We start from the raw sequence: 15,420 nt of genomic DNA on the forward strand, positions 1-15,420 counted from the left end.
ACGCGGGTACCACCCGGACCCGGGATGGCCCGACGATCGGGTGGTGCGGAGCAGGTCCAGGCCCTCCGGCCGACGCAGCCCGCCCGGCAGGCCGGCGCGGGCGCTCGGCGGCGGCTTCAGAGGCGGTCGGCTCGGGTATGCAACAGGTCGTGCACGTTGTCGATGTCCGTCGGTGAGCTGCGTGAGGCGAGCCAGTACATGACGCCGGTGGGGATGAAGAAGAGTTGGAACGCGGCCAGCCCGACGGCGAAGTTCAGCGGCGGCGGGAACGCCGACCGCAGCCCCTGGAACGCCCCCCAGACCAGCCCGTTGCCGGTCGCCCGGCCGACGCCGTTGACCAGGTTGCCGAGGCTGTAGACGGTCCCCCGGTGCTCCGGCGGGTTCACGTCGGCGATCAACGCGAACCAGTTCGGCGAGTTGGCCGACGTCAACGCGAGCGCCACCACGGCGGTGAGCAGGCTCAACCCGACCGACGGCTCGGTGAACACGCTGGACAGCACGGCGCCGACGACCGCGCCGCCGCTCCCGCCGTCCGGCACGTCGATGGTCACCGGGACGAAGAACAACACCAGGTAGAACGGGAGCGCGGCGAGGATGCCGACCGCGGCGACCATCGCCCGGCCCCGGGGCGTACGCCGCTGCGCCGCGTCGCCGACGATGCCGCCCACGATGGACAGGACCCCGCCGAGCTGGAACAGGGTGGCGAAGACGCTGCCGACCACGACAGCGGTCGACTCGGAGTAGCCCTGGGCCTCGGCCCGTTCGGCGAAGAGCCTCGGCAGCCACACCAGTGAGCCGAAGGCGGCCTGCGCGGTCAGCCCCTGCAGGATCAACCACCGGTTGGTCCGCCGGTCCAGGATGCGCGGCAGGTCGGCCCGGCTGATCCGGTAGTCGTAGTCGGCCCCGGCGTCCAGCGCGCCGGCCAGTTCCGGCTCGGCCTGGCCGCGTCGGATGTCGTACGTGAACAGGTACGCCAGGGTGGCGGCCAGACCCACCCCGGTCAGCAGCAGGAACGGCCGTCGCCAGTCGTTCGCCCCGAGCAGCCCGCCGACAAGCGTGCCGGCGAGCGTACCGACGCCCTGCGAGAGCCCCCAGAAGCTCATCACCAGCCCGCGTCGGGCCGGTGTGATCAGGTCGGTGACCACCGAGAAGCCCACCGAGCCGACCGCGCCGAGACCGATCGCCGCGACAAGTTGCGCGAGCAGGAAGGTCAGGTATCCGCCGGCGAGCGCACTGCCGCCGGTGCCCGCCGCCCAGATCAGGGTGCCCACCATGAGCAGCGGTTTGCGGTTGCCGTGGTCCCCGACGTACGCCCAGCCGACCGCAGCCACCGCGCTGACCAGAAAACTGACGGCGGTGACCAGGCCCAGCAGCCCGGTCGAGGTGTCGAATGTCCGGGCGATCGGCCCGTACAGCGGCGGCACCAGCCCGATCGCCACGTTGTCGAGCGAGGCGAGCACCACGAACACCACCACGCTGTAGAGCCGGTGCGCCGGGCCACCGCCCCGGCCGCGCGAGCGTTGCTCCCGCCCGCCACTGGTCACCGTCATGACCCGCAGCCAATCAGACCCGGCCGAGCAGGTCGGCAGGCGGGTGGGCGCCGGTCACCGTTGACCGACGCCCACCCGGTCGATCCGACGCTCAGCGCCGGTCGAGCACCAGGCCGCGGGCAGCGGCGTACTGGTCACGAACGGCGGGGACGGGCTCCGCCGCGTACTCCTCGGTGCCCTTGACGTCCCACTGGGGTGGCGTCGGACCGCCCAGGGCGACCCAGGCGGCCTGACGGGCGGCCCCGTCGGCGACGTACTCCCCGGCGGGTGGGACGACGACCGGGCAGCCGAAGACCTGCGGCGCGATCCGGCGGACCGCGGCCGACCGTGCCCCACCGCCGACCAGGATGACCCGGCGGACGGTGGCCCCCTGCGCGGTCAGCGCGTCCAGACCGTCGGCGAGGGCGCAGAGCATGCCCTCCACGGCGGCCCGGGCCAGGTGCGCGGGGGTCGAGGTACGCAGGGTCAGGCCGTGTACCGCACCGGTGGCCAGCGGACGGTTGGGCGTGCGCTCCCCCTCCAGGTAGGGCACCATGACCAGCCCGTCCGCGCCGGCGGGAGCGGACAGGGCCAGCTCGGCGAGCTCGTCCAGGCTGACGCCGAGCATGGTGGCGGCGGCGTCCAGCACCCGGGCGGCGTTGAGCGTGCAGACGAGCGGCAGGAAGCGACCGGACGCGTCGGCGAAGCCGGCCACCGCGCCGCTGTCGTCGGCGGCCGGGACGTCGGCCACGCTGAACACGGTGCCGGAGGTGCCGATCGAGACGACCACGTCGCCCGGCCCGGCGCCGACGCCGAACGCGGCGGCGGCGTTGTCGCCGGTGCCCGCCCCCAGCAGGGCGTCACCCCACTCCCCCGTCAGCCGACCGGCCGACTCGGCCGGGCCCAGCACCTCGGGCACCACGAGCTGCCGGCCGAACGCCCGTTCCAGCAGGTCCGGACGGTAGCTGCCGGTGGCCGGGGACCAGTAGCCGGTGCCGCTGGCATCCCCCCGGTCGGTGCGCAGCGCCGACAGGCCGGGCGCGCCGGCCAGCCGCCAGGTCAGCCAGTCATGCGGCAGGCACACGGCAGCCACCCGGGCGGCCTGCTCCGGCTCGTGCCGGGCCAGCCAGCGCAGCTTGGTGATGGTGAAGCTCGCCACCGGCACGCTGCCGGTGGCGTCGGCCCAGAACCGACGCCCGGCCGCGCCGCCGCCGGCCTCCTCGACGAGGTCGGCGGCGGCGTCGGCGGAGCGGGTGTCGTTCCACAGCAGGGCCGGACGGACCACCGAGCCGGCCTCGTCGAGGCAGACCATGCCGTGCTGCTGGCCGGCGACCGAGACCGCCGCGACGTCGGCCAACCCACCGGCCTCGTCCACGGCGCTCCGCAGCGCCTGCCACCAGGCTTCCGGGTCGACCTCGGTGCCGTCCGGGTGCGGCGCCCGGCCCTGCCGGAGCAGGGCACCGGTCTCCGCGTCCCGGACGACCACCTTGCAGGACTGGGTGGACGAGTCAACGCCCGCGACCAGCGGCATGGCGGGGCCTCAGCGGGCGCCGAGCAGGTGCTCGACGGCGAGCTGGTTGAGCCGGACGAAGGCGAAGCCCCGGGCCGCCACCGCGTCCACGTCGACGTCCTCGAACGCGGAACGGTCGGCCAGGAACTCCTCGTAGCCCTCGCCGTCGTTGAGCGTCGGCGTGCTCAGCTCGCCGACCTTGCTGGCGGACAGCGCCTCGACCACCTCCGGGTCGGCGCGGAACGCCGCGGCGCGCTCCTTGAGCAGCAGGTACGTGCTCATGTTGGCCGCCGCCGACGCCCACACCCCGTCCATGTCCTCGGTACGCGACGGCTTGTAGTCGAAGTGCCGGGGCCCGTCGTAGGTCGGCCCGCCGCTCGGGCCACCGTTCTCCAGGAGGTCCACCAGGGCGAACGCGTTCATCAGGTCACCGTGACCGAAGACCAGGTCCTGGTCGTACTTGATGCCACGCTGGCCGTTGAGGTCCAGGTGGAACAGCTTGCCCTGCCAGAGCGCCTGGGCGATGCCGTGGGCGTAGTTGAGCCCGGCCATCTGCTCGTGCCCGACCTCCGGGTTGAGGCCGACCAGCTCCGGGTGCTCCAACTGGGAGATGAAGCCGAGCGCGTGCCCGATGGTGGGCAGCAGGATGTCGCCGCGCGGCTCGTTGGGCTTGGGCTCCAGCGCGAACCGCAGGTTGTAGCCCTTGTCGATGGAGTACTGGGTGAGCAGGTTGACGGCCTCGCGGTACCGGTCCAGGGCGGCCTGGACGTCCTTGGCGAGGTCGTACTCGGAGCCCTCGCGGCCACCCCACATGACGAAGGTGCTCGCGCCCAGTTCGGCGGCCAGGTCGACCTGGCGCAGCACCTTGCGCAGCGCGAAGCGGCGGACGTCGCGGTCGTTGCTGGTGAACCCGCCGTCCTTGAAGATCGGGTGGGTGAAGAGGTTGGTGGTGACCATGGGCACCACCAGGCCCGTCTCGTCGAGGGCCTTGCGGAACCGCGCGATGTGCTGGTCCCGGGTGGCGGCGTCCGCGCCGAACGGGATCAGGTCGTCGTCGTGGAAGGTGATGCCGTACGCGCCCAGCTCGGCGAGGCGGTGTACCGCCTCGACGGCGTCGAGCTCGGGGCGGGTCGCGTCGCCGAACGGGTCGCGGGCCTGCCAGCCCACGGTCCAGAGCCCGAAGGAGAATTTGTCGGCGGGGGTGGGACGGGGTGCCATGAGTGACCTCCGGGATGGTGGTGTCAGGTATTTGTTCAGCGATTGAATTATTTGCCCGCCCTATGGCAGTGTCAAGGGGTGAGCCCCACCCACGCCCCGGCCGGCGCGGCCCGTCAGGGCAGCCTGCGCGAACTGAACCTCGCCCTGGTCCTCGGCCGGATCGCCGCCGCCGACCGTCCCCCGTCCCGGGCCGACCTGGCCACTGCCACCGGCCTGACCCGGGCCACCGTCTCCGCGGTCGTCGAGGACCTGCTCGCGGGCCATCTGGTCAGCGAGGCCGAGCCGGCGCCCCGGGCCGGCGCCGGCCGTCCGGCCCGCGGACTGGTGCTCGCCGACCAGGGCCCGGCCGGGCTCGGGCTCGAAGTCAACGTCGACTATCTGACGGTATGCGTCGTCGACCTCGCCGGCCAGGTCCGGCACCGCACCGTGCACCGCGCCGACCTGCGACCGGTCGCGCCCGCCGACGCCCTGGCCCGCCTGGTCGACCTGGCCGGGCAGGCCCGCGCCGACGCGGCCCGGCAGGGCCTCACCCTCGCCGGAGCCGCGCTCGCCGTGCCCGGCCTGGTGGACGACTCCGGACAGGTCCGGCTCGCACCGAACCTCGGCTGGCAGGACGTACCGGTCCCCGAACTGCTGAGCGCGCACCCACCCCTCACCGATCGGGTACCGGACGTACCGGCCCTGGTGGTGGACAACGAGGCGAACCTCGCCGCGCTCGGCGAGTTGCACTCCCGGCCACCCGGCCCGGCCAGCTTCCTGCACATCTCCGGCGAGGTCGGCATCGGCGCGGGGATCGTCCTGGACGGCGCGCTGTTCCGGGGCGTACGCGGCTGGAGCGGTGAGATCGGGCACCTGCCGGTCCACCCGCAGGGGCGACCCTGCCGCTGTGGTGGGCGCGGCTGCCTGGAGCAGTACGCCGGCCAGGAGGCGATCGTGGCCGGCGCCGGACTGGTACGGGCGGAGCTCCCCGCCGACACCGCGACCGCCCGCCTGGCCGAATTGGCCGAGGCCGGCGACCCCGCCGCGCTGCGCGCCCTGCACGACGCCGGCACGGCCCTCGGGGTGGCGGTCGCCGGTGTGGTGAACCTGCTGGACCTGGACACCGTGGTCCTCGGCGGCGGGTACGCCCCGCTGGCCCCCTGGCTCTGCCCGCCGGTGCTCGCCGAGATCAAGGCCCGGGTGCTCACCGCTGCCTGGTCACCGGTCACGGTCCGCCCGTCGACCCTCGGGCCGGAGGCCGCCGCCGTGGGCGCGGCCGGCTCGGTGGTACGGCGGATCGTCGCCCGCCCCGCCGGCTGGCTGAACCGCGCCGGCTGACCCCGGCGACGCGGTCTGGGCGGGCGTCGGTACGGCTCGGTACGCTTGCCGTCGAGCAACGATCGGCAGGCGAGGAGCCCGGGAGAAGCATGCGTACAGGTCGTCGGACGCGGGCCGGCGTCGGGCGGTGACCACCACCCGACGGGGCGGCATCGCCGGTCCGGTCGGCGGAGACGGGCAGACGTCGCGCCGCCCGACCCGCCACGGCGGCAGCGGACTGCCCGCCGACCCACCGCTGGCCCGCGAGCTGCTCGACGGTCTCGCCGAGGCGGTGCTGACGACCGACGCCGCCGGCCGGGTGACCCTGGTCAACGCCCGGGCGGTCGAGTTGCTCCCGGAGATCGTCGCGGGCGTCGAGCTGTCCCGGTGCGCGATGGCGGCACTGGCCCGAGCCGTCCGCGACGGCGCCGACGCGTTCGAGGCCGAGCACCACGGCCGTCAACTGCGCGGCGCCCGGCGGCGGCTCACCGGCGACCGGTACGCCTGGTACGTCCACGACGTCACCGAGGAGCACAGCCGCACCGACGCCCTGCTGGCCGAACGCTCCCGCACCGCCTTCCTCGCCCAGGCCGGCAGCCGGCTCGGGCTCTCACTGCACCGGGACCAGACACTCCGTACCACCGTGACCCTCGCCGTGCCGTACCTGGCCGACGCCGCCGTGGCACTGCTCCGCCCACCCGCGCCGGCCGAGCCGCGTCCCCGCTTCACGCGGTACGCCGATGACGAGCCGGCCCCGGTGACCGGGGTGGCCGACGACGCGTTGACCGACCTCGTGCCCGATCTCGGCGCGGCGTTCGACGGCGACCTCGGCGAACCGACCCGCTGGCCGGACGCCGACGTCGCCGAACTGGCCGCCCTGCTTCCGCCCAGCTTCGGCCGGCCCGGCGCGGCGCTGGTCAGCCCGATGCACGGCCCCGGCGGCCCGGCCGGCGCCCTGCTGCTCGTCCGCCGTGCCGGGCGAGCCGACTTCGACCCCCGCGACCGCGAACTGGCCCGCGAGTTCGCCGCGCGGGCCGGCGCGGCGCTGGCCGCCGCCGAGCTGTACGGCGAGCAGGCCCACCTGGCCCGGGTGTTGCAGACCAGCCTGCTCCCGCCGGAGCTGCCGACGGTTCCCGGCGTACGCCTGGCCGGCGGCTACCGGTCGGCGGGCGACACGCTGCGCATCGGTGGGGACTTCTACGAGGTGTTCCCGCACCCGCGCGGCGCGCTGTTCGCGCTGGGCGACGTGTCCGGCAAGGGCGTCGGCGCGGCCGTGCTGACCGGGCGGGTCCGCCAGTCGCTGCAGACGCTCCGACTCGTCGAACAGCGCCCCCTGGAGCTGATCCACCTGCTCAACCGCACCCTGTTCGACGCGCCCGACGCGGCCCGGCGCAGCCAACTCACCACCCTGCTGCTCGGCTGGCTGGAGCACGGGCCCACGGGTGTGGATCTCCGGATCGCGGGCGGCGGGCACCCCGCGCCGTTGCTGGTCACCGCCGCCGGCGCCGTCACGAACGTCCCGGTCGGCGGGATGCCGGTCGGCGCGCTGACCGACGCCCGGTTCACCGAGGTGCGGGTGCACCTCGATCCGGGTGACCTGCTCCTCGCGTACACCGACGGGGTGACCGAGGCGAACGGTGGCCCGGGCCAGGGGGAGAAGTTCGGCGAGCACCGGCTGCGCGGCGCACTCGCCGCGGCGACCGGCCTGCCCCCGGCGGCCCTGGTCGACCGGCTGCTCCAGGTGGTCGACGAGTGGGTGGGCGGGCAGGCGCACGACGACATCGCCATGCTGGCGGTGTGCGCGGCACCGACCTGAACGCTGCGGTCGGACCGGTCAGGCGGTCCGCGCCACCGGTGGCTCTCCGGCGGGCCAGTCGCGGGGTGGGCCCACCGTCCGTTCCGGTGCCGCCGGCCCGCTCTGCCACACCGGCCGGTTCGGTTGTTCCGATGACGAACGCCCAGCCCCGTCCGGGCGGTCCGGGTCCTGCGGCCACCCGTCCGGCCGCCAGTCCTCGCGCCCACGCGGGGAGTCCTCGTCGTCCGGAGCGCTCCGCGCCCGCTGCCGGCGGGCGACCTCGTCGAACTCCCGCACCCCGCTCACCAGCGCGGCCCGGCCGGCCGGGCTCATCGCCGCCAACACGGCAGCCAGCCGCTCCTGACGGTCGTTGCGCAGCTCGGCGAGGAGCCGACGCGCCTCCGGGGTGAGGTGCAGGGAGATTTCCCGCCGGTCGAAGCGCCCGGGCTCACGTTCGAGCATGCCGGCCGCGACCAACCTGTCGCACAGCCGGCTGGCGGAACTCAGCAACATGTCCAGCCGGGCGGCGAGCCGGCGTAGGTTGATGCCGTCGTACTGCTCGACCACCATGACTGCCCGTAGCTGGGCGCCGGAGACCCGGCTGGCGGTCGCCTCGCGGGCGGAATCCCAGACGCCCAACAGGGCACCCGCCGCCGCGTCCAGTGCGGCAGCCATACTCGTCGCAGGGTCCGGTGGACCGTCGTGTTCGGCCATGGTGGCCCGAGACTACTCCGAACCCACTGGTGGTCGAGCTCTGATCAAGGAGGCCTGATGAGCGAACCGGTCAATCGGGCACGCCGCGCCCTGAACGAGACACCGGCCGACCGTCTCGTGGGTGGCGTCCGTACGGTTCTCGCCGAGGCGTACGGGATCACCGAGGCGGAGCTGTACCAGGTCGACTACCGCCTCTCGGAGCTACTGCCGCTCACCGAGGGTGACTCCCTCCGGGGCGCCGGCCACCCCGCCTGGCGGGCCTTCGATCATCAGTCGCCCGTCCTGGTCGACGGGGTCGCCTGGTTCCCGGTCAGCATGCGCGGCGAACGGCGGGGCGTGCTGCGCCTGGCGCCGGTGGCTGACGACCCGGCGGTGCTCGCCGCGCTCGCCGACATCTGCACCGCGCTGGCACACGAGGTGGCCGCCGTCTCCCCCGGCACCGACGTGTACAGCGTGGCCCGCCGCAGCCAGCGGCTCACCCTGGCCGCCGAGATGCAGTGGGATCTGCTGCCCGGCCGGAGCCGGGTCCGTCCCTCGTTCAGCCTGGCCGGACAGCTCGAACCGGCGTACGCCGTGCGCGGTGACAGCTTCGACTGGTCCGACGACGGGGAACGGCTCTGGCTGTCCACCGTCAACGGCAGCGGCGAGGGCGTCGCGGCATCCCTGCTCACGTCGCTGGCCACCCATGCGCTGCGCAACGCCCGCCGGGCCGGCCTCGGGCTGGGCGATCAGGCCGCCCTCGCCGACCAGGCCATCTACGACGAGTACCGGGGCAAGCGGCACCTCTCCGTGCTGCTGATGGAGCTGGACCTGCGCTCCGGGACGATGACCGTGGTGGACGCCGGCTCGCCACGGCTCGTCCTCCTGCGCCGGGGAGAGGTCACCGAGCAGCCGTTGGAGGCGCAGTTCCCGCTCGGCATGTTCGAGGCGACCGACTACCAGGAGCAGAGGTTCACGCTGGAACGCGGTGACCGGCTCTTCGTCGTCAGCGACGGCGTCGTGGAGGCCACCGGGCAGGACGTGCGGTACGGCGAGACGGCGCTGGACCGGTTCCTGCGACGGACCGGCCCGATGGAGCCGCTGGACGCCGTCCGGTCGCTGATCGGTGATCTGCGCGCCTTCGTGGCCGGTGACCTGGTCGACGACGCCGTGGTGGTCTGCCTGGACTGGACCGGCCCACAGCCGTGAGCGGCGCGGTCAGTAGGCGCCACGGCTGTTCAGCACCGCGCCGGCGGTCTTCCAGAGGATGGTGAGATCGGCGGCGAGCGACCAGTTCTCCACGTAGTAGAGATCGAGTCGGATGCCGTCCTCCCAGCTCAGGTCGGACCGCCCACTGACCTGCCACAGTCCGGTCATGCCGGGCTTGACCAGCAGTCGCCGGGCCACGTCGCCGTCGTAGCGGGCCACCTCGGACGGCAGCGGCGGCCGCGGTCCGACGAGGCTCATCTGGCCCAACAGCACGTTGACCAGCTGCGGCAACTCGTCGAGCGACCACTTGCGCAGCAGCCGGCCGACCCGGGTCACCCGGGGGTCGTCGCGCATCTTGAACATCAGGCCGTCGGTCTCGTTGCGGACCGCCAGCTCGGCGAGCAGCGCGTCGGCGTTGACGACCATCGTCCGGAACTTGAACACCCCGAACTCCTGCCCGCCCCGGCCCACCCGGACCTGCCGGAACAGCACCGGCCCCCGGCTGTCGAGTTTGACGGCCAGCGCGATGACCGCGATCAGCGGCAGGAGCAGGAGCAGGGCGACCGACGACATGGACCGGTCGACGAAACCCTTGACCAGCTTGCGCGCGCCACGGAACTCGGGCGCCTCGACGTGGATCAGGGGCAGCCCGGCGACCGGACGGGTGTGGATCCGCGGGCCCGCCACGTCGGTGAGCGCGGGAGCCACGACGAGGTCGACGCCGGTCCCCTCCAACTGCCAGCCGAGCCGACGCAGTCGGGCCGCGGTGAGCTCGCCGGAGGCGGTCACCGCCACGGTGTCCGCGCCGATCGCGGTCGCGGCCTCCGGGATGCCCCGGAACGACCCCACCACCGGTACGTCGCCGAGCCGCTGCGCCACCGGTGCGAGCAGCGCGTCCGGGATGCACGCCCCGACCACCTGGTAGCCGGCGTACGGCTCCCGGCGCAGGGTGTGCACCAGTTCCAGGACGTGCGCGGTGTCGCCGACGACGAGCACCTTGCGGGACCAGCCGGCGCCCTTCGAGCGTGCCCGGTGCAGCCGTTTGCGCGCCGCGAACCGGGTCACCTCCAACCCGACCGTGCCGACGGCGAAGGAGATGCCGAGGAAACCACGGGAAACGCCGACGTCGGCGATGTAACCGGCGATGGCGATCGCGCCGGCCAGCCGCAGGCTCGCCGAACTGACCCGCCGGTACTCGTCCGCCCCGTAGCCGACGACCCGGTCGTCGTAGCACCCGAGCGCCTTGAGGGAGATCAGCCAGGCCAGCACCAGGCCGGGGGCCACCAGCACGTACGGGATCTTGGAGCCGACCGGCTCCTCGTCACCGAACCTGCCGACGTACCCGACGAGCAGCGCGATGATGAGGACGGCGGTGTCGAGCACCACCAGGACGCGGATGTAGGAACGTTCGTCGGCACGGGCCACCAGCCCGCTCGGACGGTCCTCCGGCGTCGCCGAGGTGTCGGCGGGGGTCAACAGTGTCGCCGCGGTCACCGGCCCTCCCACTCTGCTCAGGACGGCCCCGGCCGACGGGTCGGGCCATAGGCGGACCGACATTGCCGGAACACGTCGACATCCTGCCCTGACAACTATGACTGCCGATTGCTTCCGACGTATTGCCGTCACTTTTCTTCAACCCTGTGGCCATAAAAGGAACCCGCCGTACCGGCTCAGCGGTACGGCGGGTTCTGGTGCGTCGGGGCGGGTCAGCGCGGGGCTGGGGGGCGCCGCGCGATGGCGGTGAGGAAGATGCTGCCGATCTCGCTCGGGTCCTTGGTGACGAAGACGTCTCCGCCGGTCACCTTCGTGATCGACTCCAGTTCGGCCTTGCTGACGCCCTCGCCGATACCGATCATGATGACCTGCACCGGCCGCTCCGGATCGGCGATCTGCTTGAGCTTGGCGAGCAACTGCTGCTGGTTGATGCCGTTGTCGTCCTCGTTCTTGCCGTCGGTGAACAGCACGATCGAGTTGACCCGCCCGGGCTGCCAGTCCTCCTGCACGGCCTGGTACGCGGCCAGCATCGTGTCGTACAGACCGGTGTCACCGTTCGACGGCTTGACGGTGGCCAGCGCCGCCTCCAGCTGGGCCCGCTGACCGGAGAGCGGCCCGATCGGCACCAGCTCCCGGTAGTCGCGGTTGCCGACCAGCTTGGTGGAGAAGGTCCACAGGCCGATGGACCAGGAGTCGTCGAAGAGCCCGAGGCCACGGCGGGCCGCGTCGACGGTGACCTCCTCCCGGCTGCGGTTGTTGGCGCTGGGCACCTCGTCCTTCATCGAGCCGGAGACGTCGATGACGGCGAGCATCCGGCCGGACTGGGTGGCGATCGACCAACTGGACACGACACGCTGTATCGCGGCCGGGTCCAGGCCACCGGCCGCGGTGCCGCCGGCCGCCGGGGCGGTCGACGCGCCACCGGCCGGACTCGGCGCGCCCTGCGGTGCGTTGAAGCCGGAACCCCAGCTGCCGTCCGGCCCGCGCAGCGACTGCGCCGCCAGGCGGTCCCGGAACTTCGGCGCGGTGAGCAGCTCGTACAGCACCTTCGCGGCTGCCGCCTTGGTCGGCTCGATGCCGGGCAGCACGGCGTACGGGTAGTCCAGCGGCATCGGGGCCGGCTCCATGTAGAGCGCGGCGAGCGGCACCGGCGGCTTCTTGCTGTTGTACGCGATCACATCTTCCTCGGACAGCGCCGCCGCACCCAGAGCGCTCGCGATGGAGGTCGGGTCCGTGGCGGTCGGGAAGCGGGCGAGGAGGTCGTTGCGGAGCGAGGAGCGACCGGTGGCCAGCGCCCGCAGCGCGCCCACCGTGTTGCGCTGGGCGTCGCCGCCCGCGCCGCTGGCGGCCGTGGTCAGCGAGAGCAGACCGGACAGTCCGGCCGCGTCCCGGGTCGGCTCGACAATTCCGGTACGCAACGGCTTGCTGCTGTTGACCTGCTTGAGCAGGTCGGTCCAGGTGAACTTGGCGTTGGGCCAGCCGAGGCGCGTGGCCACCGGCTCGGGCATCGCCACCACGACCGGGCTGCGCGCGATGGAGGCGCCGTTGGTCGGCGCGAACGCCGTCGCGTCCTTCTTGAGGCGCAGCAGCCAGGTCGAGGAGTCCGGCACCCAGACATCCGGGGTGACGGCCGTACCGCTGGCCTGCCCGACGCCCGCGAGTACGGCACCGTGCTTCGCGGCGACCACGGCAGCCACATCGACCGGGTCGGATGCCGAGACATCGACGCGGATGCAGGTGGGGCCGACGGCGGCGCCGTCCTTGACCCATTGGGAGGCGGCGGCGTCCACGGCGGGCGCGAGCTCGGAGGCGACCGCCACGGCGAGTCGGATCTCCCCTGAACAGCTGGGCTGGATCAGCTCCTTATAGCCGAACCAGACGCCGGTGGTGACGACGAGAACCGTCGCCGTCACGGCGGCGGCTGCTAGATGGAGTTTCGAACGCATTCGATGGCGGCCTGCAGACACGCTGACCATCTTGCGTATTAGGTGCCGTCTCTGCCACATCCGTTCGGACTAAAGTTACGCAGGAGAAACAGTTGATCACCGTTCAGCAACAGAGAGTGATGAATCGGCCCCACGGTGTTGCCAAACCCGTCGCGCTCTCGCATTAGCGTCCGTCGTTCCGTCCGCTCACGGCAGGACGCACGTCGGGCTCGCCACCGGCACGGGCTCGCCCACCGGAGCCGGCACGCCGGTGCTCGGGTCGCGTCGGAAGACCCGGACCATGTCCGCCCGCTCGTCGGCGACGTAGAGATGATCCCCGATCAGCGCGAAGTGGCGCGGCCACTCCCCGCCGGTGTCCACCTCGGACACCAGCGCGGGCAGCTCACCGGCCAGGTCGAAGACGGCGATGGTGCCGACGCCACGGTTCGCCACGTAGAGGAGACGGCCGTCCGGGTCGACGGCGACCTCCGACGGCTGGATGTGACCGGTCCGTCCGCTCGCGTCGACCCGGCCACGCTGGTGCAGCGATCCGTCCTCGGTCAGGTCGTACGCGGTGACCGTGCCGTCCAGCTCGCCGACCAGGTAGCAGCGCCGACCGTCGGGGTGCCGGGCCAGGTGCCGGGGCCCGGTGCCCGGCGCCGTGCGCATCCGGGGACCGCGCGGCACCAGCCGCCCGCTCGCGCCGTCCAGGTCGTACCGGTAGACCGAGTCGGTGCCGAGATCCACGGCCAGCAGGGGCTCCCGGTCGCGGCCCGGCGAGACCATGTGGGCATGCGCCCGCTCCTGGCGTTCCGGGTCGGCGCCGTGGCCCTCGTGCACCACGAGGTCGCTGCGTTCGCCGGGCACGCCCCGCGCGTCGAGCGGGAAGACCGCGACGCTGCCGCTGCTGTAGTTGGCCGCCACCAGGTGCCCACCGTCGGGCAGCACCGCCAGGTGACAGGGATCCGCGCCGCCGGTCGAGAAGCTGCCGAGCGCGTCCAGCGCGCCGTCCGACCCCACCTGCCAGGCGCTGACCTGACCCTCGGTCAACTCGTTGACCGCGTAGAGCACCGGCCGGCTGGGGTGCCGGGCGAGGAACGACGGCGACGGCGTGACCGCCACCGTGCCGAGCGGTGTCAGGGCCCCGGTCGCCGGGTCCCGGTGGGCGGCGACGATGCCATCCGCCCGCCCGCCGCTCTGCGCGGTGTAACCCCCGATGTGGACGATTCCGCCCTGACCAGTCACGCTGCACCCCTTCGCCGACATCCTGGAGTAGATCCAACCAGAGCTGCCCAGGAAGCCGGCCGGCTAACCGGCTTTTCGACGCCGGAGCGGCCCGCCGGGCACGCGGTGGCGGTTCAGGAGGCCGGCACCGGCTCGCCACGCTGCCGGGCCACGTGCTCGACCAGGGAGATGAGCACCAGCTTGCCGGACTGCCGGTCCCGGGCGTCGCAGAGCACCATCGGCACGTCCGGGTCCAGGTCGAGTGCCCGGCGTACGGTCTCCAGGTCGAAGCGACGGGTGTCCTCGAAACAGTTCACCCCCACCACGAACGGGATGCCGCGCTGCTCGAAGTAGTCGATCGAGGGGAAGCAGTCGGCCAGACGCCGGGTGTCCGCGAGCACCACCGCGCCGAGCGCGCCGAAGGCCAGCTCGTCCCAGAGGAACCAGAACCGGTCCTGGCCGGGGGTGCCGAACAGGTACACCTGGAGGTCGTCGTTGATGGTGATCCGGCCGAAGTCCATCGCCACGGTGGTGGTCGTCTTGCCCTCCACCCCCGAGAGGTCGTCGGTGCCGATGCCGGCGTCGGTCAGCACCTCCTCGGTCTGCAACGGTCGGACCTCGCTCAACGCGCTCACCAGCGTCGTCTTGCCGGCGCCGAAGCCGCCCGCGATGAGGATCTTCAGTGCCAGCGGGACGGTGACGGCTGAGCCCGCATGGTCATAGCGCACGGAGTCCACTGACCACCGCCTTGAGGATGTCGTCGTTGGGAAGATCGCGGCCGGCCGGCGGCTCGTGCACCGCGACCAGGCCCTGCGCGAGGAGGTCACCGAGCAGCACCCGGATCACCCCGACCGCGAGGTCCAGCTCGGCCGCCAGCTCGGCCACCGAGACCGGGTGACCGGCCAACTCGACCAGCCGGCGGTGCTCGGGCGGCAACTGCGGATGAGCGGCCGGGTCGAGGTCCGCGCCGGCCAGCACGAACGCGACCAGGTCGAAGCCGCCGGCGGCGGGGCGTACCCGACCGCCGGTGAGCGTGTACGGACGGACCACCGGGCCCGCGTCGCCGTCCAGCCACTCGTGCTGGGGGCCGGGCGGCTCAGTCCGCATCACCGGCGTCCGCGGACGGTCGGGCCGACGCGGTCAGGTTCTCCCCCACCCGGATGACCAGCATCGCCATCTCGTACGCGACCAGGCCGATGTCCGCGTCCGCATCGCTCACCACCGCCAGGCAGGCGCCCTGGCCGGCGGTGGTGACGAAGAGGTACGCCGACTCCATCTCCACCACGGTCTGCCGGACCGGGCCACCGTCCACGTGGTGACTCGCGCCCCGGGCCAGGCTGGAGAAGCCGGCGGCGAGCGCGCAGAGGTGCTCGGCGTCGGCGCGTTCCAACTCGGCCGAGGAGCCGAGCAGCAGTCCGTCGGCGGAAAGCACCACCGCCTCCCGGGCGGCCGGAACCCGTTGCACCAGCTCGTCGAGCAACCAGTCGAGGCTGGCGCTCTGCTTCGTCGTTTCCCGCACTAGGCGTC

At 73.1% G+C, this 15,420-nt stretch carries 13 protein-coding genes; 3 read left to right on the forward strand and 10 right to left on the reverse strand.

Going from position 1 to position 15,420, the window contains the following annotated elements; translation table 11 throughout:
- Nucleotides 1-116: 116 nt before the first annotated feature.
- The 3 genes from ACN263_RS24140 to xylA form a co-directional block, all read right to left on the reverse strand.
- Entirely contained in the window at nucleotides 117-1,550 is a 1,434-nt protein-coding gene (locus ACN263_RS24140) for an MFS transporter (protein ID WP_422736600.1), read from the reverse strand.
- Nucleotides 1,551-1,641: 91 nt separating this feature from the next.
- Nucleotides 1,642-3,060 (reverse strand): xylulokinase, encoded by a 1,419-nt coding sequence (xylB, locus tag ACN263_RS24145; RefSeq protein ID WP_422736601.1) that lies wholly within the window; start codon nucleotides 3,058-3,060, stop codon nucleotides 1,642-1,644.
- Nucleotides 3,061-3,069: 9 nt separating this feature from the next.
- Nucleotides 3,070-4,257 carry a xylose isomerase gene (xylA, locus tag ACN263_RS24150; RefSeq protein WP_422736602.1) on the reverse strand — a complete coding sequence of 396 codons (1,188 nt, stop codon included), beginning with the start codon at nucleotides 4,255-4,257 and terminating at the stop codon, nucleotides 3,070-3,072.
- Between the two features lie 78 nt (nucleotides 4,258-4,335).
- Here xylA and ACN263_RS24155 point away from each other — a divergent pair, with 78 nt between their 5' ends.
- Both ACN263_RS24155 and ACN263_RS24160 read left to right on the forward strand, forming a co-directional pair.
- Nucleotides 4,336-5,574 (forward strand): ROK family protein, encoded by a 1,239-nt coding sequence (locus ACN263_RS24155; RefSeq protein WP_422736603.1) that lies wholly within the window; start codon nucleotides 4,336-4,338, stop codon nucleotides 5,572-5,574.
- A gap of 127 nt (nucleotides 5,575-5,701) precedes the next feature.
- Nucleotides 5,702-7,369 (forward strand): SpoIIE family protein phosphatase, encoded by a 1,668-nt coding sequence (locus tag ACN263_RS24160; RefSeq protein ID WP_422736604.1) that lies wholly within the window; start codon nucleotides 5,702-5,704, stop codon nucleotides 7,367-7,369.
- 18 nt (nucleotides 7,370-7,387) lie between these two features.
- Here the strand turns inward: ACN263_RS24160 and ACN263_RS24165 are convergent, their stop codons facing one another.
- Nucleotides 7,388-8,023 (reverse strand): MarR family winged helix-turn-helix transcriptional regulator, encoded by a 636-nt coding sequence (locus tag ACN263_RS24165; RefSeq protein ID WP_422736605.1) that lies wholly within the window; start codon nucleotides 8,021-8,023, stop codon nucleotides 7,388-7,390.
- A 96-nt stretch (nucleotides 8,024-8,119) separates the two neighbouring features.
- Between ACN263_RS24165 and ACN263_RS24170 the strand changes: the two genes are divergently transcribed.
- Nucleotides 8,120-9,250: a PP2C family protein-serine/threonine phosphatase gene (locus ACN263_RS24170; RefSeq protein ID WP_422736606.1), complete on the forward strand. Its 1,131-nt coding sequence runs from the start codon at nucleotides 8,120-8,122 to the stop codon at nucleotides 9,248-9,250.
- 9 nt (nucleotides 9,251-9,259) lie between these two features.
- On the opposite strand, the gene ACN263_RS24175 is transcribed toward ACN263_RS24170, so the two are convergent.
- The 6 genes from ACN263_RS24175 to ACN263_RS24200 all read right to left on the reverse strand — a co-directional run bounded on the left by ACN263_RS24175 (nucleotide 9,260) and on the right by ACN263_RS24200 (nucleotide 15,412).
- Nucleotides 9,260-10,744, reverse strand: coding sequence for a sugar transferase (locus ACN263_RS24175; RefSeq protein WP_422736607.1), 1,485 nt, complete (start codon nucleotides 10,742-10,744; stop codon nucleotides 9,260-9,262).
- 212 nt (nucleotides 10,745-10,956) lie between these two features.
- A complete protein-coding gene (locus tag ACN263_RS24180; RefSeq protein WP_422736608.1) occupies nucleotides 10,957-12,711 on the reverse strand; it encodes a substrate-binding domain-containing protein in 1,755 nt (584 codons plus the stop codon).
- A 165-nt stretch (nucleotides 12,712-12,876) separates the two neighbouring features.
- A complete protein-coding gene (locus ACN263_RS24185; protein WP_422736609.1) occupies nucleotides 12,877-13,914 on the reverse strand; it encodes a lactonase family protein in 1,038 nt (345 codons plus the stop codon).
- Nucleotides 13,915-14,027: 113 nt separating this feature from the next.
- On the reverse strand, nucleotides 14,028-14,630 hold the full coding sequence (locus ACN263_RS24190) for a GTP-binding protein (RefSeq protein ID WP_421472855.1): 603 nt from the start codon (nucleotides 14,628-14,630) through the stop codon (nucleotides 14,028-14,030).
- Entirely contained in the window at nucleotides 14,611-15,000 is a 390-nt protein-coding gene (locus ACN263_RS24195; RefSeq protein ID WP_422736610.1) for a DUF742 domain-containing protein, read from the reverse strand. Before ACN263_RS24195 ends, ACN263_RS24190 begins: the two co-directional genes overlap by 20 nt.
- The gene (locus tag ACN263_RS24200) at nucleotides 14,990-15,412 is read right to left on the reverse strand and encodes a roadblock/LC7 domain-containing protein (RefSeq protein ID WP_396804272.1); all 423 of its coding nucleotides are present in this window, start codon (nucleotides 15,410-15,412) and stop codon (nucleotides 14,990-14,992) included. Before ACN263_RS24200 ends, ACN263_RS24195 begins: the two co-directional genes overlap by 11 nt.
- Nucleotides 15,413-15,420 lie beyond the last annotated feature (8 nt).

This window comes from Micromonospora sp. WMMD729 (genome assembly GCF_049315225.1).
GTDB lineage: Bacteria > Actinomycetota > Actinomycetes > Mycobacteriales > Micromonosporaceae > Micromonospora.

Bases quoted from the DNA above. Each gene is read 5' to 3' on its own strand.
- ACN263_RS24170 (WP_422736606.1), top strand. From the start codon at position 8,120: ATGAGCGAACCGGTCAATCGGGCACGCCGCGCCCTGAACGAGACACCG.
- ACN263_RS24140 (WP_422736600.1), bottom strand. From the start codon at position 1,550: ATGACGGTGACCAGTGGCGGGCGGGAGCAACGCTCGCGCGGCCGGGGC.
- ACN263_RS24165 (WP_422736605.1), bottom strand. From the start codon at position 8,023: ATGGCTGCCGCACTGGACGCGGCGGCGGGTGCCCTGTTGGGCGTCTGG.
- ACN263_RS24195 (WP_422736610.1), bottom strand. From the start codon at position 15,000: ATGCGGACTGAGCCGCCCGGCCCCCAGCACGAGTGGCTGGACGGCGAC.
- xylB (WP_422736601.1), bottom strand. From the start codon at position 3,060: ATGCCGCTGGTCGCGGGCGTTGACTCGTCCACCCAGTCCTGCAAGGTG.
- xylA (WP_422736602.1), bottom strand. From the start codon at position 4,257: ATGGCACCCCGTCCCACCCCCGCCGACAAATTCTCCTTCGGGCTCTGG.